We start from the raw sequence: 24,772 nt of genomic DNA on the forward strand, positions 1-24,772 counted from the left end.
TCGCCCGGGCGCGCGTCGCCGGGGTGACCCACCGGTGGGCGGCCATCCGGGGTGGCACGCCTGGGGGAACCCCGCTCCCAGACGCGGAACCTAGAGCCGGTAGCTGCGGATCTTCGCGTACAGCGCGGTCCGCGAGATGCCCAGTTCCTTCGCCGCGGCCGACTTGTTGCCGCCGCACTCCTGCAGCACCGCCGCGATGACCGACGACTCCGCACGCTCCAGAGGGGTGAGCACCCGCCGGCCGGAGGCCGCCCGGACCTCCGCCGGCAACGCGTCGAGGCCGACCACGCCGCCCCGGGAGTGGCGCGCCGCCTCCCGCACCACCGCGGCGAGTTCGCGGCCATTTCCGGGCCAGTCGTAGCGCCGCAGTGCGGTCTGCGCCTCCAGCGCGAACGACAGCCGCGCACCATGCTCGCGCAGCTCGCGGGAGGCGAGCTCGATGATGTCGGCGGTCCGGCGGCGCAACGGCGGGATGGTGATCGCGGCCCCGCCGAGCCGGTCAAGCAACCGGCCAGGGATATCCGCGCGGCTGGCGTCGGAGACGGTGAGGGTGACACCGAGCGGAGCCTGCCCGCCGGCGAGCAGTGCGCCCACCGCGCGCGCCGCCTCCTCGCTCAGCAGCTCCGCATGCCGCAGCACCAGCGGGACCTCGGGGTCGGCCAGATGCGCACCGAATCGGCCCGCCCAGACCGCCAACCCCTCCACCGGGCAGGTAGCGGCGTCCACCACCACGGGATCCACGCCGTACCGGGCCGTCAGCGCCGCTGTCAGTAGCGTCGCCTTGCCGGTGCCCGGCTCGCCGCGCACGGTCAACGGCCCCTCGCCGACCAGCTGCTCGGCCTGCGCGAGCAGCCGCTCCCAGATGCTGGGCGCGACCGGCTCGTCCCGGGTCCGCCGGCGTGGGGTGGGTTCGGGGACGGGACCGCTGAGGGTGAGCACGGCACCCGTGGTGACCAGGCCGTCGCGCAGCAGCCGAAGCCGTCCGGACAGGTCGGGGCGCAGGTCGATGCGGGCACCGTCCGGCGCGCCGCGCAGCTCGTCCCACAGTTCATGCTGGTCGAGACCCAGCTCGACGGCCGCCCGGTTGGCGATGACGATCCCCTCACCGACCGAGATCACCGGAGCGGTCGTACGCCGCTGTTCGCAGAGGAACCCGTCGAGCAGCTGCCGCTCTCGCGGTGCCGCGGCGGCCAGCAGACCGGCCCGGATCTCGTCGACGAGCTTGAGCACGACGACCGACAGCAGCGAGCTCGTGTGCTCCGCACGGCAGGTGACGTTGACCGCTCCGAGCGTCCGGCGGGTGATCGGATGACGCACCGGCGCCGCGACGCACGTGACGCTGTGGAAGCGGTGGACGAAATGCTCCGAGCCACGGATGATCGCGATTCGCCCGGTCTCCAGGGAGGTGCCCAGACCGTTGGTGCCGACGAACTCCTCGTCGAAGCAGTAGCCCTGGTCGACCGACAGCGCGTCGAGCGTGTTGCGCAGCGCCGGTTCGGACACCCAGCGCCAGACGACCCGACCGCTGGCATCGGCCAGGGCGAGACAGGTCTGCTCGCCGGTGATCAGTTCGGCCATCCGGGTCAGGATGGGCACCGCGACGCGCACGAACTGGGTGTCGACATCCGTCTCGACGTACGGAACGTCGACGTACTCGGGATCGACCCCATTGATCCGCGACCGGCGCCAGGAGGTGAGCACCTCGCCGCGCACGTCGCGCGGCTCCTCGCCGGTCTGGAACTGCTCCCATGCGGTTCCGGTCCTCATCGCGTCTCCTCGGCCCACAGATCCCTGCCCGTGACGCTCGCACAATGCCCGTCGGCCCGCACCCCTTCCTGGTCACGGGCCGAGCCGGGCGGTACCGGACGGCGGTGGGCCCGCGCGAAGACGTCACGGCCGCGGTGTCGCGCCGCCACCTCATCGTCCGCGGTTCGGCCGCGCAGAGGTGTACGGAATCTGAACAACATCAGGTTGTCGCCGCACGGCGATGGGTACGGTCGCACTGGGCCCGCAGCCAGGCGGCACCCCCGGACGAGACGCGCCGTACCCGGAGAGCGACAAGACGACGCGGTACGGAGAGTGGCGTCGTGGCGTGGGTCGTGCTGGTCGTCTCGGGACTGTTGGAGACGGTGTGGGCGGTGTCGCTGGCCCAGTCGCAAGGGTTCTCCCGGCCCGCACCGTCGATCGTCTTCGGGGTGGCCATGGTGCTGAGCATGGTCGGTCTGGCCATCGCGCTGCGCTCGCTGCCGGTGGGCACGGCGTACGCGGTCTGGGTCGGCATCGGCGCGGTCGGCACGGCGATCTACGGGATGGTCCTGCTCGGTGAGCCCGCGACGGTCGCGCGGCTGCTCTGTCTCGTTGCGATCATCGCGGGCGTGGCCGGGCTGAAGCTCCTGAGCTGAACCGTCGGTCCCGTCCGCGACACTTCCGGCATGTCATCCGAGTCCGAGAGCGCCGGCCTGCGGGAAACGGCCGGCAACTCCCACGACCGTCCACGCTGCGGCTGGGCCACCGGCTCGGCACCCGACTACCTCGCCTACCACGACGAGGAATGGGGCGTACCGCTGCGTGGGATGGTGGCCATGTTCGAGCGGATCAGCCTCGAGGCGTTTCAATCGGGGCTGTCATGGCTGACGATTCTGCGGAAACGCCCGGCGTTCCGCACGGCATTCGCCGGTTTCGACCCGGAGCTCGTCGCCCGATTCGACGAGGACGATGTGGCGCGGCTTCTCGGCGATCCGGGAATCGTGCGGAACCGACGCAAGATCGAGGCCACTGTGCACAATGCCGGCAAGGTGCTCGACCTCGACGTTCCGCTCGACGAGTTGGTGTGGTCGTTCGCCCCAGATCCGGCCGGGCGGACTCGTCCGGCGACGCCGGCCGACGTCCCGGCCGTCTCACCGGAGTCCACCGCGATGGCCAAGGAGCTCAAGCGGCGCGGTCTGCGGTTCGTCGGACCCACCACCTGCTACGCACTGATGCAGGCCGTCGGCATCGTCGACGATCATGTTGTGGGCTGCTGGCGGGCCACGTGAGATCTCCTGGACGCCGGGGGCGGGCTCCGGCACCGTGACAGGCGTGACAGCGCAGACCTACGAGGACATCCGCTACGAGATCGACGGACCCGTTGTGATCATCACGATCAACCGGCCGGAGCGCTACAACGCCTTCCGCGGCCGAACGGTCGACGAGCTGATCAAGGCCTTCCGGGCGGCGTGGGCCGACCGGCAGGTCCAGGCGGTCATCCTCACCGGCGCGGGCGACAAGGCGTTCTGCACCGGCGGGGATGTCAAGCAGCGCGCCGAAAGCGGTGACTACGGCCCGACCGAGAGCGGCATGTTCGAGATCGGCTACCTGCACAAGTTGATCCGCGACATCCCCAAGCCGGTGATCGCCGCCGTCAACGGCGTCGCGATCGGGGGCGGTCACGTTCTGCATGTGCTGTGCGACGTGTCGATCGCCAGCGAGACCGCTCGCTTCGGCCAGGCCGGCCCTCGGGTCGGCTCGTTCGACGCCGGTTTCGGGTCGGCCTACCTGGCCAGGGTCGTCGGCGAGAAGAAGGCCAGGGAGATCTGGTTCTGGTGCCGTCAGTACAGCGCCGCCGAGGCCGAACGGATGGGTCTGGTCAACGCCGTCGTACCGGCCGAACGCCTGCTCGACGAGGCCAAGGCGTGGGCCCACGAGGTCGCCGAGAAGAGCCCGACAGCGATCCGGTTCCTCAAACAGTCGTTCAACGCCGATACCGACCATCAGGCCGGGCTCTCCAACCTGGCGATGTCCGCGTTGGACCTGTTCACCGCCTCCCCGGAAGGACTCGAGGGCGCGGCCGCGTTCGCCGAGAAGCGCAAGCCGGACTTCGTCCGGTACGTCAACTGGCATTGAGCCAGGCCGCACATCCGATCACGGACACCGCGAGCAGCGCCACGACGCGCTCACCCGGACGACGAGCCCGCCATGGCCCCAGAGCTTCGCGACTCGACCCGTCGGACGGTCACTCAGGAAGCGACCTCGGCCGCGGTGTGGGGGCCTCGGTTCGCGGCCGCGGTCCGTCGGCGGCGGGCAGCCAGCCACTGACCGAGCGCCACCAGGCCGAGTCCGACGAGGAAGATCGCCAGATTCACCCCGCCGTAGGCGAGGATCTCACCCTCATCCGGGTTCGGGTACGTGCCGAAGGCGGTGGACTCGCCACCGATCCAGAAGAGCACCAGATAGGTCGACTGGTAGGTGAACGCAAACCCGTGGACGGTGATGTAGGACAGGTAGGCCGCCATCCGATTCTTGACGAAGAACCCGATGGGAAACGGCGCCAACAGCATGATGATCAGTTCCATGGTGGGACTCCCCGTGGTGGACGGAATCAGGTGGCTCACACGATGTCCGGCTGCGCCGCCCGCCACATCGGTGCCAGTACGGATCCCGGCCCGCCGCGCACCTGCCGACTCGCCGGAGGCGCGACCGCGCCCGGATCTGTCGCGGCCGCGATGATCGGCCGCACCGATCTGGCAGGGCGGGGACCCGCCCGCGGACGGCGAATGAGACTGGACATGAGACGAGAAGCCGAAACGCCGGGCGCTCCCTGTTCGGGAGGCCCGGCGTTTCGCCTGTTCAGTGGCGGTAGCGGTGGGATTTGAACCCACGGAGGGCGTGAACCCTCACACGCTTTCGAGGCGTGCTCCTTCGGCCGCTCGGACACGCTACCGCCGAGAAGCGTACCCAACCCGGGTCGTCACCCGCCGGGCGGGCCGGACTGGACCGAGGATCGGCAGCGCTGCCCCGCGAAGAAGTCCTCCAGCAGTGCCACGCACTCATCCTCGAGCACCCCGCCGAGCACCTCGGGGCGATGGTTGAGCCGCCGGTCGCGCAGCACGTCCCACAGCGAACCGACCGCGCCGGTCCGCGGCTCCCAGGCCCCGAACACCACGCGCGCGATCCGAGCCAGCCCGATCGCGCCCGCACACATCGTGCACGGCTCGACGGTGACCGCGATCGTGCAGCCTTCCAGCCGCCACTCCCCCACCGTCGCTGCCGCTGCCCGCAGTGCCATCACCTCGGCATGCGCCGTCGGGTCACCGAGCGCCTCGCGGGCGTTGCAGGCGGCGGCGATCTCACGGCCCGAGGGATCGACGACGATCGCGCCGATCGGCACGTCACCGGTGTTCGTCGCGGTGGTGGCGACGCTCAGGGCACGCCGGACCAGCGCCTCGTCACCCGCGTTCCTCACCCGGCGTCGACGACCTCGGCGAGTGCCTCGGCGAACCCGCAGCGGCGGCCGATCGCCGCCAGCTGCTCGTCGGGATAGAGCTCGACCTCTGCGGCGAGCACCTCGAGCTCGTCGGCGGGGAGCCCGAGGTCGGCGAGGATGCTCAGGTCCCCCTCCGGCCAGGGCGGTGCGTCGAGTGCGTCGTCCTCGGGCGGCAGCTCGACGCGGAGCAGATCCAGGACATCGGCCGCAACGTCGTAGTCGAGCGCGGCCACCGCGTCGGACACCATCAGTGCCACCCCGCCCGGACCGGGCCGCAGCAGAACGAAGAACTCGTCATCGACGTCGAGGAGACCCAGCACCGCTCCCGTCGAGCGCAACGCGCGCAGCTCGGTGATGGCGGTGTCAAGATCGACCAGGGCCTCCGGGGCCAGGCGTGTGCAACGCCAGCGCCCGTCTTCCCGGATCGCGGCGACCGCATACCCGGGCAGGGCCTGTTCCCGCACGTCTGCGGGTGCCTCGACACTCTGCACAGCCATAACACTACGGTATGCCGTACTCGACTGTGGTCCAAGCCACATCTCGATCCGTCGTGTTGCCGTGAGTGTGAAACAGTGCCAGAACACTGTTTCACACTCACGACCCGGGAGGACCAGCCCGGTCGGCGACGGGCAAGCTGGAGTCGTGACCCTCTCGATCCGCGATCTCGCCCTGGCGCTGCGCTCCGGCGAGCTCTCTCCCGCCGAACATGTCCGCGACGTTCTCGACCGGCTGCATGCCGACGAACACAACGCCGTGGTCGTGCTCGATGACGAGCGGGCCATCGCCGAGGCCACCGCCCGTACCGAGGAACTCGCCAGGGGACAGTGGCGTGGGCCGCTGCACGGCATCGCGGTCGGGGTGAAGGATCTGTTCGATGTCGTCGGCCTGCCCACCAGGGCCGGTTCGAAGATCCTCGCGGACGCGCCGCCCGCCAGCACCGAAGGCCCGGTCGTCGCGAGACTGCGCGAGGCGGGCGCGGTGATCGTCGGGAAGCTGCATACGCACGAGTTCGCCTACGGGCCAACCGGCGACGTCTCGGCGACCGGGCCGGCGCGCAACCCGCTCGATCCGTCACGAATCACCGGTGGGTCGTCCTCGGGTTCGGCAGCCGCGGTTGCGGCCGGTCACCTGCCACTCACACTCGGCACCGATACGGGCGCGAGCGTGCGCACCCCCGCCGCGCTGTGCGGGGTGATCGGGCTCAAGCCGACGCGAGGCCGGCTGTCCACCGAAGGCGTGTTCCCGCTGTCGGAGACCTGCGACCACGTCGGCCTGCTCACCGCCGACGTGCACTCCGCGAGCGTGGCGTGGGACGTGCTCAGCCGAGCCGACGGAACCGGCGGTGGCATTCAGGCCCCCGGCGTGTCGGGGGTGCGGGTCGGGGTGCTGCCCGACCCGTACTGGCAGGCCGCCGATCCGGTGCTCGACGCGGGGGTCGCGGAGGCAGTGGCGCTGCTGGAGAAGGCGGGCGCTCAGGTCACCCACGTTTCCACCCCGATGATCGACGAGCTGGCCAGCATCTACCCGGCGATCGTCGGCGCAGAGGCGTTCGCGACGCACGCGCCGTGGCTCGCCGAACGCGGCGCCGACTACCAGCCGATAACCCTGGCCCGACTGGAGCCGAACGCGCAGTTGTCGGCCCGGACGTACATCAACGCGCAGCGCGCCCGGCGGCGCCTCGTCGCCGCCCTGCGCGATGCGTGTGACGGGGTCGACGTGCTGGTTCTGCCGACGACCCAGCTGCGGGCCACCCCCATCGGACAGACGAAGATCGACATGGACGGCAGGGTCGTTCCGGTGGCCAGCTCGTTGCTGGCGCTGACCCTTCCGTTCAACCTGGCGGGCTGGCCCGCGATCTCGGTGCCCCACCCAGCCGCCGATGGAGGCCTGCCGCTCGGGATACAGATCGTGGGGGTCGGTCTGGAGGAGCGGGGCATCATGCGGGTCGCCGCAGCTCTCGAGCAGCTGTGAGTGCGGAACAGTGTTCTCACACCGTTCCGCACTCACAGGGGTAGGGTGTCGCGCCGTGGCAGAGCGGGCCGTATGTGTGGTGGGGACGGGTCTGATCGGTGGTTCGCTGTTGCGCGCCGCGGAAAAGGCAGGTCGCGAGGTCTGGGGCACCAGCGCCTCGGAGCCGACCGCCGCGGCGGCCAGGGCGGACGGTTTTGCTGTGTCCACCGATCTCGATGCGGCGCTGCGTCGCGCCGCAGCCACGGACGCGCTCGTCGTCCTCGCCGTCCCGTTGCCCGCGCTGGCCGCGGTCCTGCGCCGGATCGACGCGGTGGCTCCGGCCATCAGGCTGACGGATGCGGTGAGTGTCAAGGTCGCGGTGGCCGACGCCGTCGCGACACACGCGCCGCGCGCCCGCTACGTGGGCGGTCACCCGATGGCGGGCACCGCGGAGTCGGGCTGGGCCGCCGGCAGTGCCGGGCTGTTCACCGGCGCAGCCTGGGTGGTCGCGGCCGACGACGGGCTCGACCTGGAGGTCTGGGCGGATGTCGCGGAGCTGGCCTGGGCGTGCGGCGCCCACGTCGTCCCGGCGGCGGCCGACGAGCACGACCACGCCGTTGCCAAGATCAGTCACCTGCCCCATCTGCTCGCCGCGGTGCTCGCCGCGGTCGGGGCCGGGCAAGCCGGGGACGAGCTGCCGCTCGCACTCGCCGCGAGCTCGTTCGCTGACGGAACCCGGGTGGCGGGCACCCGGCCTGAGCTGGTGCTCGCAATGTGTGAGGGCAACCGCGACGCCCTGCTCGCCGCGGTGGATGACGCTCTTGGCAGGCTCGGGGTCATGCGCGGCTCGCTGGCCTCGACCGGCGGTCTTGCCGCCACCGTGCAGGCCGGCTACGCGGCGCGGCAACGCTGGATGGCATCCCGGTCGCCGGCGGCGACTCGAATCCAGCTCAACGGGCCCGGGGTGCTGGCCGAGCTGCGAGACCTCGGCCGGCGCGGTGACGTCGTGGTCGGCTGGGCGCCCTGACGCCGCGCCCCGAGCCCGACTCGCGCTCGGAAATACCCCGACTCGCGCTCGGAAATACCCCGACTCGCGGGGAAGGGCGTTAGGAGGGGACGCGGTTGGCCAGACCCGGATAGCTGATCACGATGGCGTCGCTGTCGACGACGAGGTCGGCCGTGACGTCGCGGCAGCTGAACCGGACGACGGCCGCGCCACCCTCATCCAGTGCGGACAACGTGCGATAACGCTGCTCGACGAGCTCCACCTCGAGTCCCGGCAACGACACGAAGACCATGGGGAGGGTGTGATCGCCCATCTCCCGGTGCAGCCCGAGCCTGCGGATGGGGAGCGTGTTGAACAGCGGGCTGCCCTCGATGTCGACATCGACGGCCCCGTCGAACTCGCCCCGCGTACTGCCCGAGCCCGTATCGAGCAACCAGAAGCCGTCATCGGTCCGGTTGATCGTCAGATGCTTCTCGCGCTCCGGCGTCGCGGAGGTCACCGAGACCCGCTGAACGCCACCGTCCTCGGCGATGACGAGCCGGTAGGAGGCGGTGAACCCGCCGCCGGCCCCCGGCCGGATCATCCGGCCGAGGGCGCGAAAGCCGCTGGAGCCGCGCACGACGCGCACCCCTTCGAGACCGACCTGACCGTCGGCCTGCCAGGTGAGCAGGCTGGTCATCGACATCGCTGTCATCAGCGCGGACGCCTTCCTCAGACGGGCCGGTCAGGCCACAGGCCACCGACCGGGGGAACCGGGGATCCTCTCCGATCCCGTCACTGACCCGTCGGCTGCCCGGCCTCGGGGTCCGGGATCATCTCCTTGATCTTGTCGACGGCCAGGTCGACCTGCTCCTCATGGCCGTACTTATCCTTCACCAGATCGCCGACCTTCTCGGCCGCGGCCTCGACCTTGTCCCCGTGCTCGTTGAGCAACTCCTCGGCCTTGCCCTTCAGGAAGTTCAGATCCATCCTGTCGCCCTCCGTCTCGAACGTCTCGACGCGCATATCCTGCCCTCTGCCGCGATGCGAGGGCCAGCAGCCCGCTCGGTCGTGCCGATGGCTCACGGTTCGCGCCGGACCTCGCCAGGTTCGACGTCGTCGCGCACGCCGCGCAGTACGGGCTGGCGCAGCCGGTCGCCGTCGGTCCAGCCCAGGTGTGCGACCTCGACGACGACCAGCGGCTCGCACCACCGCGCACCGGCGGCATCGGCCCGGGGCGGGCGCACGAGGAACGGCTGGTCCACGACGGCGAGCTCGGCGAGCACATCGACCAGCACCCGTTGCACCGCGTCGCCCGCGAGTCCGGACCCGACCCGGCCCGCGTAGCGCAGCCGCCCGTCGGCCCCGGGGACGCCGAGCAGCAGCGCCCCGATCCGCGCCAGGTCCCGGCGCTCCGGCCGCCACCCGCCGACCAGGCAGCTCTGCGTGTGCCGTTGGGTGACCTTCACCCAGGAGGGGCTGCGCCGCCCGGGCCGGTAGGGCGAGTCGAGCCGCTTGGCGATGACCCCCTCCATCCCGCGGCTCGACGTCGCGGCCAGCAGGGCGGCGCCGTCGGTATAGACCGGGGACAGCGCCACGGCGGGAACCGGGGTCAGGTCGAGCCGTTCCAGGGTGGCGCGCCGCTCGTCGAGCGGACGGTCGAACAGCCACACCCCGTAGAGCCGCAGCACGTCGAACATCATGAACGTCACCGGGCGAGCCCGCGCGCGGGCCGCGCTCACCGGTTTGTGGATGCGGTCGGCCAGCGCCCCGAAGCTAGGGACCCCGCTGTCGAGGAGCACCACCTCGCCGTCGACGAGCAGGTCGGGTGCGACCCGGGTGAGGCCCGTCAGCTCGGGAAAGTTGCCGGTCATCTCCCGTCCACTGCGGCTGACCAGCCGCAGCCGTCCGTCGGCGACCTCGGCCAGCAGCCGCATGCCGTCCCACTTGACCTCGTAGACCCATCCGGGACCGCTCGGTAGCGATCCGGGGGTGGCGAGCATGGGCTGCACACCGTCATGCTGTCACTGAACGTCGTCATGTTGCGCTGGTGCCGGGGCGGGGTCGCGCGTATCGGGCGACCCAGGCGGGAAGGCTTGTCCATGCGAGCGATGTGGAGTGGCGCCGTCTCGTTCGGTCTGGTCAGTGTGCCGGTCAAGATGTACGCGGCGACGACCGACCACGACATCCGGTTCCACCAGGTCCACGGGGCCGACGGCGGGCGCATCCGCTACAAGCGGACGTGCACCGTCTGCGGCGAGGAGGTCGAGTACGCCGACATCGTCAAGGGGTACGAGACCGAGGACGGCGATCTGATCATGCTCACCGAGCAGGATCTCGAGTCTCTGCCCACCGCGACCGGCCACGAGATCGATGTGATCGAGTTCGTGCCCGCCGACCAGATCGACCCGATCTTGTTCGACAAGACCTACTACCTGGAACCGGAGAACAAGGCGGCCAAGCCGTACGCGCTGCTGCGGGAGTCGCTCACCGAGACCGATCGGGTGGCGGTGGTCAAGGTGTCGCTGCGCCAGCGTGAGACCCTGGCGCTGCTGCGGGTGCGCGGGAAGACCATCCTGCTGCAGACGATGCTCTGGCCGGACGAGGTGCGCGAGCCCGAGTTCGACATCCTCGACGCCGACGTCGAGCTGCGGCCGCAGGAGCGGCAGATGGCCGCCTCGCTGGTGGAGAGCCTCGGCGCCGATTTCGACCCGACCGAGTTCAGCGACGACTACCGCGAGGCCGTCCTCGCACTGATCGAGTCCAAGCGCACCAGCGGAGAGGTCCAGCCGACCCCCGTCCCCGCGGCGGCGGACGACGAGGGGGACAGCATGACCGACCTGCTCACCGCGCTGCAACGCAGCGTGGAGGCGGCCCGCAGCTCGTCCGGCGGTACCCGGCGGCGGGCGGCAGCCGCCCGGGGAGACGGCAGCAGGTCCGCGAGCGAGGACGAGCAGGCCACGGGGAGCAGGGCGCGTTCGGCGGACGAAGCCGAGACCCACAAGCCTGCCGCCCGCAAACGCACCCGCAAACCGGCCTGAGCCGCTACGGCCCCAGCGCCGTCGACGACGGCCGTTCGTCGTTGGCCAATGACGCGAACAGCGCGCTGGCCCGCGCCTTGTCCCAGCGCACCACCGAGGAACCGCCGATCGTCGGCGTGGATCCGACCGGGACGGTCGTGGAGATCCCCTCGCCACCGGAGATGCCGCGCATCGCGAACCCGAGTCCGGCCAGGTTCCAGATGTGGTCGGAGCTGTCGACGGTGATCGTGCCGGTCACCGCCGAGGCGAGCGGCACCACGCGGAAGGGGTTGAGCAGGGTCGCCGGGCTGGTCGATCTGCTGATCAGCGCGGACAGGAACTCGCGCTGCCGCGCGACCCGGTCGAAATCCGATCCGGCGGTGGCACGGGTACGCACGTAGCCCAGCGCTGCCGCCCCGTCGAGCTCCTGGCAGCCCGCCTTGATGTTCAACGCGGCCTTGGGGTCCTTGATCGGCTCCGGGACGCACATGTCGACACCGCCGACCGCGTCGACGGCGCCGACGAACCCACCGAAGCCGATCTCGGCGTAGTGGTCGATGCGCAGCCCGGTCACCGCCTCGACCGTGCTCACCAGCAGCTGCGGGCCGCCGAACGCGTACGCTGAGTTGATCTTGCCGGTCCCGTGTCCCGCGATCGGGACGAAGGAGTCGCGCGGAATGCTCACCAGCACGGATCCCGAACTTCCGGTGTGCAACAGCATGATCGTGTCGGTGCGCTGCCCGACATCGTCGCCGGTGGCGAGCTGGTCCCGCTGCTCAGCGGTGAGCCCCGCGCGGCTGTCGGAACCGACGATGAGCCAGTTGGTGCCCTTCGACGAGGCCGAGCTATCGGCCGGCAGCGCCGCGGTGCGCTGGAGGTTGACGTCGAGGTAGGCACCGAACCCGATGAGCGCCACCAGGAACAGCACGAGCGCGATCTTGATCCGGCGCCCCCAGCGTGGCCTGCGCCTCGGCAGATCCGCTGGACGTCGCGCCGACGGGACGGGTGCGGGTGGCCCGGCTCCCCGCGCGGTGTGTGGCGGCATGGGGGTCCGCTGCGGTGGCGGGTGGTGCCCCCGCGAAGGAGGGGCCTCGCGGTAGGGACGACGTGGCTGGCCCCAGCCCGGGCCGGAACCGGGACGCAGTGGCGGCGCGCCCGGCCCCCGGGGCCGCATCGGCCCCCCGACGTTACCGCTCATGCTGCACACCACCCCGTCGGCATGTTCACCCGTACCGCGGGGCGAGTCGCCGCCACGTCACCGATCCGAGCCTGCACGATACGCACCCGACGCACCCGTCCCGCACCTTGACTGACGTGCGAGCGCCGACTGGGTTGCGCCCACGTTCGCCGGTCGCGACAACTGGTTGAGCGGTGCGCCCGGCGGTCAGCTGGTCAGCAGCTCGACGCCCTCGAACCGGCCGAGCTCCTCGCAGTAGAACTCGATGCCCACCCCGTTGGGGTCACGGATGTAGAGGCTGTTCTCGACGCCGCGGTCGGGCCCGAGATAGGCGATCCCCGCCTCGTCGAGCCGCGTGCGGGCCTTCTGGAACTCCTCGGGCGAGGTGGACAGGGCCAGGTGCTGCACCCCGCCGATCGTCTCGTGGAAGTCCGGGTGGTGATGCCCGGGGAAGTCGAAGAACCCGAGCAGGTTGCGGTTGCCGATGTCGAAGAAGAAGTGACTGGAGCCCGGGTAGTCGCGGTTCTCGACGAGCTCGACCAGTGGGAAGCCGAGCAGGTCCTGGTAGAACTGGATCGTCTGCTCGACGTCCCGGCAGATCAGCGCGAGGTGGTGGACACCACGGACCGTGGTGGCCGGTCGCGCTGAACCCGTGCGCAGGTAGGTGTCCCGGAGTTCGCTGCGCCGCGCGCGGATGGCCTCGAGTTCGGCTCCCGCTGGCTGTGGCATCACAGGCTCCCTTCCTTGGGGACCTCCACGGTACGTGCCGACGGGCGAGGTTTCCCGACCTGAGCGGCGCGAGCCGCGGTCGGCCACCGCCGCTCGAGCGCCGGCGCCGGGCCGGATCAGAGTGCGCGGCCGTACTCCAGGTACGCCGGAGCCAGCGCCGGGTCGGATCCGAAGTAGACGTGCCTGCTCATGTCCTCGGTGTACCGACTCGCCGGGGGACGGCGGCCGAGAGCCTCGGCCATGCTGCGGATGTGATGCGGCCCCGCACCGCAGCACAGGCCGAGGTACCGCACGCCCGCGGCCTGCGCGGCGCGGGTGAAGTCGGCGACCTCGTACCGGGTGCAGGTGAACGGGTCGAGGCCGGTGGGGAAGGGCCGTCCGGCCGGGAAGCCGGTGTAGTTCGGATCGGCGAGTGCCTGGAAGTTCGGATGCGCGGCATCGGTCCGGTAGGGCACCGGCAGTGCGGCGACCGGGACGGACACGGCACCGACCAGGTCGGGCAGCAGTGGCAGCATCGTCGCCGGCCCGCGCGAGCAGTTGAGCCCGACCACGTCCGCGCCTGCGTCGGCGAGTCGTCGCATGGCCTCGGGCAGCTCGATGTCCTCGCGGGTCCGCGGGGTCCCGTGCAGGTTCAGGGTGATCACTGCGGGCAGCTCGGCCGCGCGGATCGCCGCGAGCGCGAGCAGGGCTTCGTCGAGATAGCGGAAGGTTTCGCCGATGACGAAGTCGACCCCTGCCTCGGCGGCCCAGCCGACCTGCTCGTCGAACATGGCCCGCACCTGCGCGCACGTCGCCGGATCCACCGGGTCGAACAGGTTGGAGTTGCAGATGCCGCCGGCCAGCAGCGCCCCGCTGCCCAGCGCTACGTCGCGAGCGATCTCCAGGGCCTGCCGGTTGAGCGGCTCGAGCAGGTGATCCTTGCCGATCTGGCGCAGCTTCTCCCGGTGCGCGTAATAGGTGAAGGCCTGGACGACGTCCGAGCCCGCATGGACGAACTCCTCGTGCAGCAGGCGCACCTGGATCGGGTGCTCCAGCACGACCTCCGGCACGAAGGCACCGGCCTGTAGGTAGCCCCGTCGCTCCAACTCGAACACGTAGCCTTCGGCGCAGATGACCGGTCCCTCGACGAGCCGGTCGCCAAGTCGGGATCGAAGACCTGTGAGCGTGGCCATCGCAGATTCCTCCGCCGCTGACCGCGGGCCGATTGCCACAGCAGAATCGCCACTGCGGCAATAGTGTTGCCAATCACTCGGGACGATAACATGATTCATCGCCGTGGGCCAGCAAAAGTCCTGGTCGCGGGCATAGCGGAGGGTCATCGGTCCATACCGGACGTTGTTCGACCTGCGTCGAAACGGTGTGTCCGATCCGACTGCCGAGTTGTGGCCCGCGCACCGCCATGCCACCCTCCGAGGGCAGTCGATCAGGGGGGGTGGCTGTGCTGGGGACGGCGGGCGTCCGCGGGAGGATCGCGTGAGCTTTCTGGACTATCTCGCGTCGCGCTGGGCCGGTCTGCTCGATCTCGCGATCCAGCATGCGATCATCACCGCGGTCGCGGTGCTGATCGCCACCGTGATCGGCGTCGGCCTCGGCGTGGCGACCTACCGCACCGAGCGGCCGCGCGAGCTCGTCATCGCGATCACCTCGGTCTTTCTGACGATTCCCTCGCTGGCCCTGTTCGGACTCTTCATCCCGGTGTTCGGACTCGGCACCACCCCCGTGGTGGTCGCGCTGGTGATGTACGCGCTGCTGCCGATCGTCACCAACACGATCGTGGGGTTGCGTGGGGTGGACCCGGCGATCGTCGAGTCCGCCCAAGGCATGGGGATGAGTCGGAGGCTGCGGCTGATCCGCATCGAGCTGCCGCTGGCCTGGCCGGTGATCCTCACCGGCATGCGGGTCTCGACGCTGATCACGCTGGGCATCGCCGCCATCGGCGCCTACATCCGCGGTCCCGGCCTCGGCAACGACATCTTCCGCGGGCTGGCCCGGATCGGCAGTCCGGTCGCGCTCAACCTGGTGCTCGGCGGGATCCTCGGCGTGATCGTCCTCGCCGTGCTGTTCGACCTGCTCTATGTTCTGCTCAACCGGCTCACCACCGCACGGGGGATTCGATGAGTACACCGGGCGGCATCGGCTCCCGGGACGAGAACCGCGTCAAGATCCATTTGGACCGGCTGACCAAGCGGTACCCCGGCCAGCACAAACCTGCGGTGGACGAGCTCACCCTCACCATTCCCGAGGGCGAGATCGTGATCTTCGTCGGGCCGTCCGGCTGCGGGAAGACCACCGTGATGAAGATGATCAACCGGTTGATCGAGCCCAGCTCCGGCCGGATCCTCATCGACGGCGAGGACGTCACCCGCGCCGACCCCGACCAGCTGCGGCGCCGGATCGGCTACGTCATCCAGCAGATCGGGCTGTTCCCGCACATGACGATCGCGGAGAACATCGCCACCGTGCCCAAGCTGCTGGGCTGGGACCGCGCGCGCATCGCCGCCCGGGTGGACGAGCTGATCGAGATCGTCGGCATGGACCCGGCCCTGCACCGCGATCGCTACCCCAAGGAGCTCTCCGGCGGACAACGTCAGCGGATCGGGGTGGCACGGGCGATGAGCGCGGACCCCGACATCATGCTCATGGACGAACCGTTCGGCGCGATCGACCCGATCACCCGGGACCGGCTGCAGAACGAGTTCCTGCGCATTCAGGCCGAGCTGCGCAAGACGATCGTGTTCGTCACCCACGACATCGACGAGGCGATCAAAATGGGTGACCGGATCGCGATCCTGCGCGAGCAGTCCCACGTCGCCCAGTACGACACCCCCGAACGCATCCTCGTCGATCCGGCCGACGAGTTCGTCGCCGACTTCATCGGACACGGGGCCTCGCTGAAACGCCTGAGCCTGAGCCGGGTGCGCGACATCGAGCTCGGCAGTTGGCCGACGGTCACCGACGAGACCGACCGGGCCGAGGCCATGGCGACGCTGCAGGCCAGCGACAAGGGCTGCCTGCTGGTGTTGGACCGGCAGGGGCGGCCGCTGAGCTGGGTCGACTCCGACCGCCTGCGGCGCGCCGACGTCCGGCCGCTGTCGGCGATCGGTCTGCCGCTGGCCGTCGTCGAACCACGGGCCACGCTCAGCGACGCCCTCAACGAGATGCTCACCGCCCGGTACAGCACCGCCGTGGTCGTCGGGGAGTCCGGCGAGTACCGCGGCGTCGTCGACATCGACACCATCAACGAGGCGATCCGTGGGATGCGCAGCGCCGAACGGGGCCGGCTGCGCCGCGGATTCGCCGCCGCGCAGCCCGTGGACGAGGTCGGGTAGCGATGTCCGTCGTCACCGAGCAGACCGTCGAGGTTCCCGGCACGACGCCGGCGAGGCGACGCACCGTCGGCGGCTACCTGTTCATGCCCGTCCTGCTCGCCGCGGTCCTGCTCGCGCTGTACCTGTACGTGCGCGGCCAGGAGCTGGACAGCATCGAACAGCGCCGGATCAACCTGGACTTCATCGCCACCGCCACCGTCCAGCACCTGACGCTGACCGTGGTGTCGACGATCCTGGTGCTGATCCTCGCGATCCCGCTGGGCATCGCGCTGACCCGTCCGTTCGCCCGGCGCATCACGCCACCCGCCCTCGCCGTGTTCAACATCGGGCAGGCCATTCCCTCGATCGGTCTGGTGGCGCTGTTCGCCGTGGTCTGGACCATCGGGTTCTGGCCCGCGATCGTCGCGCTGGTCGCCTACTCGGCGCTGCCGGTGCTGCGCAACACGATGATCGGGCTGCGGCAGGTGGACTCCGCGGTCATCGAGTCCGGGCGCGGCATGGGGATGAGCGCGTTCGGAGTGCTCAGACGCATCGAACTCCCACTCGCGGTGCCCGTCATCCTGGCCGGGATCCGGGTGGCGCTCGTGATCAACGTCGGCACCGCCACGCTGGCTGCCTTCATCAACGGCGGCGGATACGGCGACATCATCGTCGCCGGGCTGGTACAGGGCCGGATTCTGATCACGGTCGTCGGCAGCGTGCTCACCGCGGTGCTGGCACTTCTGATCGACTATCTGGGCGGGGTCGCCGAGGACGTGCTGCGACCCCGAGGACTGTAGGCAAGCCCATCACGACGAAGGCGAGTAGCGAATGCGAGCGAGGACCATCCGGGCCCGGCTGCTGATCCTGCTGACCGGCGCCGCGCTGGCACTCACGGCCTGTGGCGGAGGCGGCGGTGGGACTGGGAGTGGGGGCGGGGGCGGCTCCCTCGCCGCCATCAACCTGTCCGGGTCGACGTTCACGGTGGGGTCCAAGGAGTTCACCGAACAGCTCGTCCTCGGCCAGATCGCGCTGCAGGCGCTGGCCGCGACCGGCGCCACGGTGGAGGACCGGACCGGCATCAGCGGCACCACCAACGTCCGCACGGCGCTGACCTCCGAGCAGATCGACATGTACTGGGAGTACACCGGCACCGGCTGGACGGTGCACCTCAAGCACGAGGCGTCCCAGGCGCCGTCGGGTTCGGAGGCGGTCTACCAGGCGGTCGCGGCCGAGGATCTGCAGACCAATCACATCGTGTGGCTGTCCCCGGCGCCGGCGAACAACACCTACGCCATCGCCACCGCGCAGGGCCGGGGCGACCAGCTCGGCGTCCGCAACCTGTCCGACTACGCACGGCTGGCCAACGAGAACCCGGCGGAGGCCAGCCTGTGCGCCGCGACCGAGTTCCTCACCCGCGACGACGGATGGCCCGGTGTGGAGCAGGCCTACGGGTTCACCCTCCCGAAGGCCAACGTCGCCGAGATGGACCTCGGCATCATCTACACCCAGGTCCCGACCGGCCAGCAGTGCAAGTTCGGCGAGGTCTTCGCCACCGACGGCCGGATCGCGGCCAACAAGCTCGAGATCGTCTCCGACGACAAGAACTTCTTCGTTCCCTACAACGTGGCCATGACCGTGCGGGAGGACGTTGCCAACAAGAATCCGCAGCTGGCCCAGGTGTTCGACCCGATCGCCGCGAAGCTCACCACCGAGGTGCTCCGCGGGCTCAACGAGCAGGTCGACGTCAACGGTCAGACCGCGGAGGAGGTTGCGAAGCAGTTCCTCTCCGACAACGGGTTCACCTCGTAGATGAGGATCACCCTCGCCCAGGTCGACGTCACGCTCGGCGGGCTGGACGCCAACCTCCAGCACGCCGAGCACGCCGTCGCCGACGCCGTCCGGGACGGCTCGGAGCTCATCGTGTTCCCGGAGCTGCACCTGCCGGGGTACTCGATCGGCCGGATCGACGAGGACCTGTCGCTGCGGGCCACCGACCCACGCCTGCAGCGCGTAGCCCGGCGAGCCGGGGAGGCGGGGGTGGTGCTGGGCTTCGTCGAGGACGGCCCCGGTGTGCACACCTACAACAGCGCGGCCTACTTCCAGGGCGGGCGTCTGGTGCACGTGCACCGCAAGCTCTATCTGCCGAACTACACCGTCTTCGAGGAACGCAAGCACTTCACGCCCGGACCGTCACTGCGGGCGTTCCCCGCGGCCGAGGACACCCGGATGGCGATCCTGGTGTGCAACGACGCCTGGCAGCCCCAGCTGGCGTTCCTCGCCACCCAGGACGGCGCCCTGGTGCTGCTGATTCCGGCCTCCAGTGCCCAGAGCCAGTTCCCGCAGCGGTACGACTCGAAGTCCTACTGGCGCGACATCACCCGGTTCTACGCGCGCATGTTCCAGCTGTTCGTCGTGTTCGTGAACCGGGTGGGAGCCGAGAACGACCTGCACTTCTGGGGCGGCTCACACGTCGTCGACCCGTGGGGGGAGATCGTCGCCGAGGCGCCCGAGGACGTCGAGCAGCTCGTCACCGTCGACATCGACCTCACTGATGTGCGGCGACGCCGGCGCGCCATCCCGCTGGTCAAGGAGGCGCGGCTGGGACTGATCAACCGGGAGGTGCACCGGCTGCTCGACGAGGGTGGCGACCTCTGAGTCCGGTTCGAAACCGGCCATTGCCAGACCGGGCGGGCAGGAGCATGGTGTGCCAGGTCCGGCGGCGCCGCCGGGGCGCTGCCCCGATCGGAAGGGGGCGGATCGTGTACGCACGTTCCACCACGGTCATGGCGCACCCGGAGTCGATCGACGCGGGGATCGCGCACATCCGCGACGAGGTGATGCCCGTCCTGGCGACGATGGACGGCTGCGTCGGGCTGTCCATGCTGATCGACCGGGACTCGGGTCGCTGTATCGCGACCAGTGCGTGGCACAGTCCCGAGGCCATGCAGGCCAGCGAGACCCGGCTCCGCCCGGTGCGGGAACGCGCCGCCGAGGTACTCGGCGGGCGGCCGCAGGTCGACGAGTGGGAGATCGCCGTCATGCACCGCGACCATTGCTCGAGTCCCGGCGCCTGCGTGCGCGCCACATGGATGCAGATCCCGGCCGACCGGGCCGTCCGCGCCATCGACATCTACCGGATGGCGCTGCTACCGATGATCGAGGAGTTCGACGGGTTCTGTAGCGCCAGCCTGCTGGTCGACCGGGCCGGCGGTTACGGCGTGTCCTCGGTGACCTTCGACAGCCGCGACGCCCTCGTGCGCAGTCGCGACCAGGCCGAGGCGCTGCGCCACACCGGCGCGCATGAGACCGGAGTCACGGTTCTCGAGGTCGGCGAGTTCGAGCTGGCGCTCGCTCACCTGCGCGTACCCGAGCTGGTCTGATCGCCCGCGGGACGTCGGCGATGTCGATGTCCGCGTGGGCGGTGCCCCACGATTTCCCCCGCTGAGGGGGTGTGACCTCGACGGCAGTGCGGAAGTCTTCCCTGGCCAGGGCGGCAGGAATCCCCGCACCAGCGGATGCGGCGCTCCAAGGGGTGGACGAGATGAACACACTGCGGCGTCGCACACGCCGGCTTTTCGCATTCCGCAAGGGGATCCTCGCGCTCGACACCGCACCGGCGGCACTCGTCAGCCGGTTCCGCTCGGCCTCGCTCAGTCTCACCCCACGGACCACCGACGAGTACCTGACGATGCTGCTCGGCACGCCCGACCTGTCGTCGGCCACGAGCGCCGCGGTGCTCGACCCGCAGGCGTTCGAGGCACCCCGGATGCGTGGCCGCCGGATGCCGGAGGCCCTTCGGGATGCGGGCATCCTGCCGGGCGTCCGCGCCGATACCGGGGTCGAACCGATGTCGTCGGACAAGCGCGAGCTGGTGACGTCCGGCCTCGACGGCCTGGCCACTCGGCTACGCCGGCTGCGCAGCGCCGGTGCGACCTTCGCGGTCTGGAGCACCGTCGCCGGCACCGGCGCCGACCGCGGCGCGCTGCGCCAGCTCACCGCGAACAGCCAGGCCGCCGCCCGCTTCGCCTATGTCTGCCAGGACATGGGTCTGGTGCCGCTCGTCCGGGTCGGAACCCGGCTCGGCATGGACCCCGGACCGCCGCGCGACGCAACCCTCGCGGCGGCGCTGCTGAGCATCTCCGGGCACCTCGAGGACCTCGACGTCGACCTGTCAGCTGTGGTGATCTGTGTGGAGGCCGGCCCGGGCACCGGCCGCGACCCGCTCGTCGCGAGCCCACTGGCCGCCCTTCCCACCAGGCTGGGCGGGGTCGCGCTCGCCGGCGGCCGGCAGTCCGCCACCGAGACCGTCGACGCCGTCGCCACGGTGTGCGCCTCCGCGCCGCCGTGGCCGGTCACGTTCTATCTCGGACGACATGTGACCCAACCCGCGCTGCACGCCTGGCGTGGCCGCGAGGCATCCGTCCGGGCCGCTCAGCGGGTGCTGCACGCGGGCCTGGCCGCCGCCTCGGCTGCCCTCTGTGGACAGTCGAACCCGGACGTGCCGTCCGGTCATGAGCTCCCCGGCATCGCGCGCCTCGGCACGGCGACGATCCGATGACCGAACTGCGCAGCCGCGCGGGGCGCCTGACGGCTCCCGGCCGTGCTCTGCTGGCCGTGGACCAGCCCAGCGCCCATCTCCATGGCCTGCTCCGGCGGGCCCGGCTTACCCCCAGCGAACAGAACTGTCGCGCGCTGCGCGACCTCGTGCTCACCGCTCCGGGTCTACATCGGATGCTCAGCGGGGTGCTGGTCGACCGGGACGAGCTGTCCGCCGCCGCACGCCGACCGGAAGCGGTTCCCGCACTGCTCACCGACGGGCGGGTGCCGATCGGGGTGCGGATGGGCGACGAGACCACCGACATGGTCGACTCCGCCGATCGGATGGCCAAGGAGGTCGACCGGCATGCCGAGAACGGCGCCGTGTTCGCCCGGTGGCGCCAGGTCATCGGCGGATCGGTGACCGACGAGGAGCGGGTTCGCATCCGCTCGGTGGCCGCCTGGGCGTCCATCTGCCAGCGCGGCGGGCTGCTCCCGTTCGTCGAATGCGCGGTCCGGGTGTCCGATCAGGACACCATCGAGCAGGCCGAGGATGCCCACACCCGCGCGATCGGCTCCGTGATGGTCGCGCTGGAAGCCGCGAAGGTCGATCTGGCCGCGACCGTCCTGGGCGCCAGCCTCGTTCTCCCCGGGCGCCGCTCCCGGCAGACCGCGGACTCCGAGGACGTCGCGATGGCGACCGTGCGCAGCCTGCGCGCGGCCGGAGCGGACGGGGTGACCGGCATCGCGTTCACCTCGTCCGGTCAACCGAGGTACCTGGCCGCCCACCTCGCCGCGATGCAGTGGTGCCGACCGGCCTGGCCGATCGGTTTCTGTCAGGGCCGAAGCCTGCTCGGACCGATCGCCGCCGTCTGGCGGGGACGACCGGATCGGGTCGCCCCCGCCCAGAACGAGTTGCGTTCCCGGCTCAACACCACGCTGGCCGTGCTGCGCGCCGGGCGCAGCGAGGTGACCAGGCGGGACGGGTTGGCCTGGTGGGACGGCTACATCCAGGCCGGTTCACCGTTCACGAACTGACCCGGGCCGGCGCCGGCAGCTCGAGCAGCCCGGGGTCGACGGTGGCCCGCGCCCGGGCCGATGCGGCGGCGGCGCGCACGATCATCGTCGCATCGGCGTCGATCGACTTGCCCTTCAGCTCGATCGCGGCGCTGTCCGGTCCGTCCCGGTGCGCCATGAGCCAGTCGTAGAGCAGCCAGTCGATCGCGCACGCGGCGGCGAGCGGTTCGACCTCCCCCGCGGCAGCCGCCGTGGTGACCTCCCGCAGCGCCGCGCGGTGCTCGTCCAGCGCCGCGTCCTTGTTCACCCCGGAACTGTCGAACAGCAGCATCGACAGCGTCGCCGGGTAGCGTTGGCCCTCCTCGGTCCGCACCACCCAGCGCGCGCCCTTTCCGGGCTGGGCGGGGTCGACCTGGTGCAGCTCGCCGAAGCCACCGACGACGCCGAGCCCGGGATCGTCGAGCTGCCCATCCAGCGGCGCGGGCCCCAGCAGGTCCAACGGCAGCCGGGCGCGAATTCCGAACAGCGCCGCGGTCCCGATGATCTGCCCGCCGCGAACCCCGGCGGACAGGCCGGTCGCGTGCAGCGCGGCCTCGTACTCATGGCACAGCCGGTCGATCGCGCGATACAGCTCGCGCAGATCCTGCTCCTCCTGCGGGCCACCGGGACGACGCCCACCGCCGAGAACCTCACCGAACCGGCCCGCCGCGATGATCAGCGCGTCGTCGAGCGCCTCGAGGTGAGTCGGGACCAGGCGCTCGGGCTCGCTGTCGAACCGCACCAGATCGGCCAGGCTGATCGGCACCCCGCCGGTGGTGACCCAGTAGAAACCGATCTGGTCGTCGGTCTGGACGATACGTGGACGACTCATCCTTCGCTCCCCGGCGTCGACGCCCCGCGTTCCCTGGCCAGCCTGCGGTTGGTCGCCTCGATCTGACGCAGGGTGCTCGCCTCGAGGCCGGCGACCTGCTCGGCGGTCAACCGGTCGCAGAGCCACTGCCAGTGCAGGGCCACCTGGTCTCCCACGGCGACGTCCGGCAGGAAGCTCAGCCCGTCCACCGCGACCGGGACGTTCTCCTCGGTCGGGTCGGACAGCCCGAGCGCGCTGCCGTCCCAGGTCAACCGCCGAGACCGCACGACGATCTCGCCGTCCTGACGGGACAGCACTGTTCCCCACCGGATCCGGCAGCTGTCCAGGACGTGCAACGGGTGCTCGTAGGCCGACGTGGTCAACAACCGGGACCACGGGTAGACGCCGAACACGTGGAAGCAGTGATCCCCCGCCGCCTCGTCGAGCAGCGCCGGGGTCAGATGAGCCCAGTAGTGGCCGGCCTGTGGCGCGATTCGGGCCAGCAGCTCCGCACCGAAGGCGCGCGCGCTGATCTGCGTATTCACCCCGCCGCCGAGCCAGTAGGACTCGACGAGACGGCTGTCCAGCGGGTCCTCGATCCCGGTCAGCTTCGCGAGCACCTCCAGATACGGCCAGGCGCCGGAGAACCGCCGCGCCACCGCCCGGACGTCGGCGGTGGCGGAGGCCACGCTGCCGGCATCCGCCAGCGTGACCGACTCCGGTGGCCCGCAGTAGCCGAGCTTGTTGGGCGCATAGGCGTAGCGCGCGAACAGCCAGGCTCCGCGAGCATCCTCGACGAGCGGGGCACCCAGTGGGCTCACCGGATACCCGACTGCCCGACGAGCTGAGCGGCCTCGCGGTGCATCCGGCCGAAGTTGTAGTAGGCCGCGCAGGCCCCCTCGGCGGACACCATGCACGTCCCGATCGGGGTCTCCGGGGTGCATGCCGTACCGAACACCTTGCACTCCCAGGGCTTGAGCACACCCTTGAGCACCTCACCGCACTGGCACGCCTTCGGGTCGGCCACCCGCACGCCGGGCATCTCGTAGACCTGCTCGGCGTCGTAGTCGCCGAACGCCTCGCGCATCCGCAGCGCGCTCTGCGAGATGAAGCCCAGACCCCGCCATTCGAAATGCGGCCGCAGCTCGAAAACGCGACCCATCAGAGCGAGCGCCGCGGGATTGCCCTCCGGACGGACCACCCGCGAGTACTGGTTCTCCACCTCGCATCGGCCCTCACGGATCTGGCGCAACAGCATCGCGACCGCGGCCAGGATGTCCAGCGGTTCGAACCCGGCCACCACGAGCGGCTTGCCGTAGGTCTCCGGCACGAAGCGGTACGGCCGGTTGCCGACCACCGTCGAGACGTGGCCGGGGCCGAGGAACCCGGACAACCGCAGGTCGGGCGAGTCCAGGATCGCCTTGATCGGCGGAACGATCGTCACGTGGTTGCAGAAGACGCTGAAGTTGGTGACACCCAGCTCGCGGGCCCGGACCAGGGTGACCGCGGTGGACGGCGCGGTGGTCTCGAACCCGACCGCGAAGAACACGACCTTCTTGTCCGGGTTGTCCACCGCGAGCCGCAGCGAGTCCAGCGGCGAGTAGACGAACCGCACATCCGCGCCGCGCGCCTTGGCGTCGAGCAGGCTGCCCTTGCTGCCCGGCACCCGCATCATGTCGCCGAACGACGTGAAGATCACGTCCGGCTGTTCGGCCAGCCAGATCGCATCGTCGATACGCCCCATCGGGATGACGCACACCGGACAACCCGGGCCGTGCACCAGCTCCACCGACTCCGGAAGCACATGCTCCAGCCCGTGCCGGTAGATGGTGTGGGTGTGGCCGCCGCACACCTCCATGAACTTGTAATGCTCGGAGCCGGCCATGTCTTCGATCGCGGCGATCAGCGAACGCGCGGCCGCGGGGTCACGGAACTCATCGACGAAGCGCACAGGG

27 protein-coding genes, 1 tRNA gene and 1 riboswitch are annotated in these 24,772 nt (G+C 70.6%); of the genes, 14 read left to right on the top strand and 14 right to left on the bottom strand.

Features of this window, described 5'->3' with window-relative positions; all coding sequences use genetic code 11:
* Nucleotides 1–90: 90 nt before the first annotated feature.
* Nucleotides 91–1,767 carry a sigma-54-dependent Fis family transcriptional regulator gene (locus tag ACFQE5_RS10360; protein WP_379584629.1) on the bottom strand — a complete coding sequence of 559 codons (1,677 nt, stop codon included), beginning with the start codon at nucleotides 1,765–1,767 and terminating at the stop codon, nucleotides 91–93.
* Between the two features lie 236 nt (nucleotides 1,768–2,003).
* A riboswitch (guanidine-III (ykkC-III) riboswitch) is annotated at nucleotides 2,004–2,072 on the top strand.
* Nucleotides 2,073–2,087: 15 nt separating this feature from the next.
* On the opposite strand from ACFQE5_RS10360, the gene sugE reads away from it, so the two are divergent.
* The 3 genes from sugE to ACFQE5_RS10375 are packed head-to-tail and all read left to right on the top strand — an operon-like array spanning nucleotide 2,088 to nucleotide 3,882.
* The gene (gene sugE / locus ACFQE5_RS10365; RefSeq protein WP_379584630.1) at nucleotides 2,088–2,402 is read left to right on the top strand and encodes a quaternary ammonium compound efflux SMR transporter SugE; all 315 of its coding nucleotides are present in this window, start codon (nucleotides 2,088–2,090) and stop codon (nucleotides 2,400–2,402) included.
* A gap of 30 nt (nucleotides 2,403–2,432) precedes the next feature.
* Nucleotides 2,433–3,035, top strand: coding sequence for a DNA-3-methyladenine glycosylase I (locus ACFQE5_RS10370; protein WP_379584631.1), 603 nt, complete (start codon nucleotides 2,433–2,435; stop codon nucleotides 3,033–3,035).
* Nucleotides 3,036–3,078: 43 nt separating this feature from the next.
* On the top strand, nucleotides 3,079–3,882 hold the full coding sequence (locus ACFQE5_RS10375; RefSeq protein ID WP_379584632.1) for an enoyl-CoA hydratase-related protein: 804 nt from the start codon (nucleotides 3,079–3,081) through the stop codon (nucleotides 3,880–3,882).
* Between the two features lie 113 nt (nucleotides 3,883–3,995).
* Here ACFQE5_RS10375 and ACFQE5_RS10380 read toward each other — a convergent pair whose 3' ends face one another.
* From ACFQE5_RS10380 to ACFQE5_RS10395, 4 genes are all read right to left on the bottom strand, one after another.
* A complete protein-coding gene (locus ACFQE5_RS10380; RefSeq protein ID WP_379584633.1) occupies nucleotides 3,996–4,331 on the bottom strand; it encodes a hypothetical protein in 336 nt (111 codons plus the stop codon).
* Between the two features lie 278 nt (nucleotides 4,332–4,609).
* Nucleotides 4,610–4,699: transfer RNA gene (locus ACFQE5_RS10385), tRNA-Ser, on the bottom strand.
* Nucleotides 4,700–4,726: 27 nt separating this feature from the next.
* Nucleotides 4,727–5,221 (bottom strand): nucleoside deaminase, encoded by a 495-nt coding sequence (locus tag ACFQE5_RS10390; RefSeq protein ID WP_379584634.1) that lies wholly within the window; start codon nucleotides 5,219–5,221, stop codon nucleotides 4,727–4,729.
* Nucleotides 5,218–5,739 (bottom strand): tRNA adenosine deaminase-associated protein, encoded by a 522-nt coding sequence (locus ACFQE5_RS10395; RefSeq protein ID WP_379584635.1) that lies wholly within the window; start codon nucleotides 5,737–5,739, stop codon nucleotides 5,218–5,220. The genes ACFQE5_RS10390 and ACFQE5_RS10395 overlap by 4 nt, the downstream gene beginning before the upstream one ends.
* Nucleotides 5,740–5,884: 145 nt before the next feature.
* On the opposite strand from ACFQE5_RS10395, the gene ACFQE5_RS10400 reads away from it, so the two are divergent.
* Together ACFQE5_RS10400 and ACFQE5_RS10405 are read left to right on the top strand one after the other, a co-directional pair.
* A complete protein-coding gene (locus ACFQE5_RS10400) occupies nucleotides 5,885–7,213 on the top strand; it encodes an amidase (RefSeq protein ID WP_379584636.1) in 1,329 nt (442 codons plus the stop codon).
* A gap of 55 nt (nucleotides 7,214–7,268) precedes the next feature.
* On the top strand, nucleotides 7,269–8,219 hold the full coding sequence (locus tag ACFQE5_RS10405) for a prephenate dehydrogenase (protein WP_379584637.1): 951 nt from the start codon (nucleotides 7,269–7,271) through the stop codon (nucleotides 8,217–8,219).
* A 79-nt stretch (nucleotides 8,220–8,298) separates the two neighbouring features.
* On the opposite strand, the gene ACFQE5_RS10410 is transcribed toward ACFQE5_RS10405, so the two are convergent.
* The 3 genes from ACFQE5_RS10410 to ligD form a co-directional block, all read right to left on the bottom strand.
* Nucleotides 8,299–8,892 carry a putative glycolipid-binding domain-containing protein gene (locus ACFQE5_RS10410; RefSeq protein WP_379584638.1) on the bottom strand — a complete coding sequence of 198 codons (594 nt, stop codon included), beginning with the start codon at nucleotides 8,890–8,892 and terminating at the stop codon, nucleotides 8,299–8,301.
* Nucleotides 8,893–8,972: 80 nt separating this feature from the next.
* Complete coding sequence (locus tag ACFQE5_RS10415; protein ID WP_379584639.1) at nucleotides 8,973–9,167, bottom strand: Rv0909 family putative TA system antitoxin; 195 nt, start codon at nucleotides 9,165–9,167, stop codon at nucleotides 8,973–8,975.
* A gap of 92 nt (nucleotides 9,168–9,259) precedes the next feature.
* Nucleotides 9,260–10,180 carry a non-homologous end-joining DNA ligase gene (gene ligD, locus ACFQE5_RS10420; protein WP_379584708.1) on the bottom strand — a complete coding sequence of 307 codons (921 nt, stop codon included), beginning with the start codon at nucleotides 10,178–10,180 and terminating at the stop codon, nucleotides 9,260–9,262.
* 99 nt (nucleotides 10,181–10,279) lie between these two features.
* Between ligD and ku the strand changes: the two genes are divergently transcribed.
* On the top strand, nucleotides 10,280–11,218 hold the full coding sequence (gene ku, locus ACFQE5_RS10425; protein ID WP_379584640.1) for a non-homologous end joining protein Ku: 939 nt from the start codon (nucleotides 10,280–10,282) through the stop codon (nucleotides 11,216–11,218).
* 4 nt (nucleotides 11,219–11,222) lie between these two features.
* Here ku and ACFQE5_RS10430 read toward each other — a convergent pair whose 3' ends face one another.
* The 3 genes from ACFQE5_RS10430 to ACFQE5_RS10440 all read right to left on the bottom strand — a co-directional run bounded on the left by ACFQE5_RS10430 (nucleotide 11,223) and on the right by ACFQE5_RS10440 (nucleotide 14,275).
* Nucleotides 11,223–12,125: an LCP family protein gene (locus ACFQE5_RS10430; RefSeq protein ID WP_379584641.1), complete on the bottom strand. Its 903-nt coding sequence runs from the start codon at nucleotides 12,123–12,125 to the stop codon at nucleotides 11,223–11,225.
* A 456-nt stretch (nucleotides 12,126–12,581) separates the two neighbouring features.
* Entirely contained in the window at nucleotides 12,582–13,103 is a 522-nt protein-coding gene (locus ACFQE5_RS10435; protein WP_379584642.1) for a VOC family protein, read from the bottom strand.
* Between the two features lie 116 nt (nucleotides 13,104–13,219).
* The gene (locus ACFQE5_RS10440; protein ID WP_379584643.1) at nucleotides 13,220–14,275 is read right to left on the bottom strand and encodes a homocysteine S-methyltransferase family protein; all 1,056 of its coding nucleotides are present in this window, start codon (nucleotides 14,273–14,275) and stop codon (nucleotides 13,220–13,222) included.
* A gap of 301 nt (nucleotides 14,276–14,576) precedes the next feature.
* Between ACFQE5_RS10440 and ACFQE5_RS10445 the strand changes: the two genes are divergently transcribed.
* The 8 genes from ACFQE5_RS10445 (at nucleotide 14,577) to ACFQE5_RS10480 (ending at nucleotide 21,988) form a co-directional block, all read left to right on the top strand.
* Entirely contained in the window at nucleotides 14,577–15,221 is a 645-nt protein-coding gene (locus tag ACFQE5_RS10445) for an ABC transporter permease (RefSeq protein WP_379584644.1), read from the top strand.
* Nucleotides 15,218–16,432: a betaine/proline/choline family ABC transporter ATP-binding protein gene (locus tag ACFQE5_RS10450; RefSeq protein WP_379584645.1), complete on the top strand. Its 1,215-nt coding sequence runs from the start codon at nucleotides 15,218–15,220 to the stop codon at nucleotides 16,430–16,432. The genes ACFQE5_RS10445 and ACFQE5_RS10450 overlap by 4 nt, the downstream gene beginning before the upstream one ends.
* A 2-nt stretch (nucleotides 16,433–16,434) precedes the next feature.
* Nucleotides 16,435–17,211, top strand: coding sequence for an ABC transporter permease (locus ACFQE5_RS10455; protein WP_379584646.1), 777 nt, complete (start codon nucleotides 16,435–16,437; stop codon nucleotides 17,209–17,211).
* Between the two features lie 31 nt (nucleotides 17,212–17,242).
* Complete coding sequence (locus tag ACFQE5_RS10460; protein ID WP_379584647.1) at nucleotides 17,243–18,223, top strand: glycine betaine ABC transporter substrate-binding protein; 981 nt, start codon at nucleotides 17,243–17,245, stop codon at nucleotides 18,221–18,223.
* Complete coding sequence (locus ACFQE5_RS10465; protein ID WP_379584648.1) at nucleotides 18,224–19,069, top strand: nitrilase-related carbon-nitrogen hydrolase; 846 nt, start codon at nucleotides 18,224–18,226, stop codon at nucleotides 19,067–19,069. It abuts the gene before it with no gap.
* A gap of 104 nt (nucleotides 19,070–19,173) precedes the next feature.
* The gene (locus tag ACFQE5_RS10470) at nucleotides 19,174–19,794 is read left to right on the top strand and encodes an antibiotic biosynthesis monooxygenase (protein WP_379584649.1); all 621 of its coding nucleotides are present in this window, start codon (nucleotides 19,174–19,176) and stop codon (nucleotides 19,792–19,794) included.
* Between the two features lie 161 nt (nucleotides 19,795–19,955).
* Complete coding sequence (locus ACFQE5_RS10475) at nucleotides 19,956–20,972, top strand: class I fructose-bisphosphate aldolase (RefSeq protein WP_379584650.1); 1,017 nt, start codon at nucleotides 19,956–19,958, stop codon at nucleotides 20,970–20,972.
* A complete protein-coding gene (locus tag ACFQE5_RS10480) occupies nucleotides 20,969–21,988 on the top strand; it encodes a class I fructose-bisphosphate aldolase (RefSeq protein ID WP_379584651.1) in 1,020 nt (339 codons plus the stop codon). Before ACFQE5_RS10475 ends, ACFQE5_RS10480 begins: the two co-directional genes overlap by 4 nt.
* Here the strand turns inward: ACFQE5_RS10480 and ACFQE5_RS10485 are convergent.
* The 3 genes from ACFQE5_RS10485 to hypD are packed head-to-tail and all read right to left on the bottom strand — an operon-like array spanning nucleotide 21,978 to nucleotide 24,768.
* On the bottom strand, nucleotides 21,978–22,838 hold the full coding sequence (locus tag ACFQE5_RS10485; RefSeq protein WP_379584652.1) for a hypothetical protein: 861 nt from the start codon (nucleotides 22,836–22,838) through the stop codon (nucleotides 21,978–21,980). The genes ACFQE5_RS10480 and ACFQE5_RS10485 overlap by 11 nt on opposite strands.
* Nucleotides 22,835–23,638, bottom strand: coding sequence for a DUF6390 family protein (locus ACFQE5_RS10490; RefSeq protein ID WP_379584653.1), 804 nt, complete (start codon nucleotides 23,636–23,638; stop codon nucleotides 22,835–22,837). The genes ACFQE5_RS10485 and ACFQE5_RS10490 overlap by 4 nt, the downstream gene beginning before the upstream one ends.
* Nucleotides 23,635–24,768, bottom strand: a complete 1,134-nt coding sequence (hypD, locus tag ACFQE5_RS10495) for a hydrogenase formation protein HypD (RefSeq protein WP_379584654.1) — start codon at nucleotides 24,766–24,768, stop codon at nucleotides 23,635–23,637. Before hypD ends, ACFQE5_RS10490 begins: the two co-directional genes overlap by 4 nt.
* Nucleotides 24,769–24,772 lie beyond the last annotated feature (4 nt).

This window comes from Pseudonocardia hispaniensis, assembly GCF_042658695.1.
Lineage (GTDB): Bacteria > Actinomycetota > Actinomycetes > Mycobacteriales > Pseudonocardiaceae > Pseudonocardia > Pseudonocardia hispaniensis.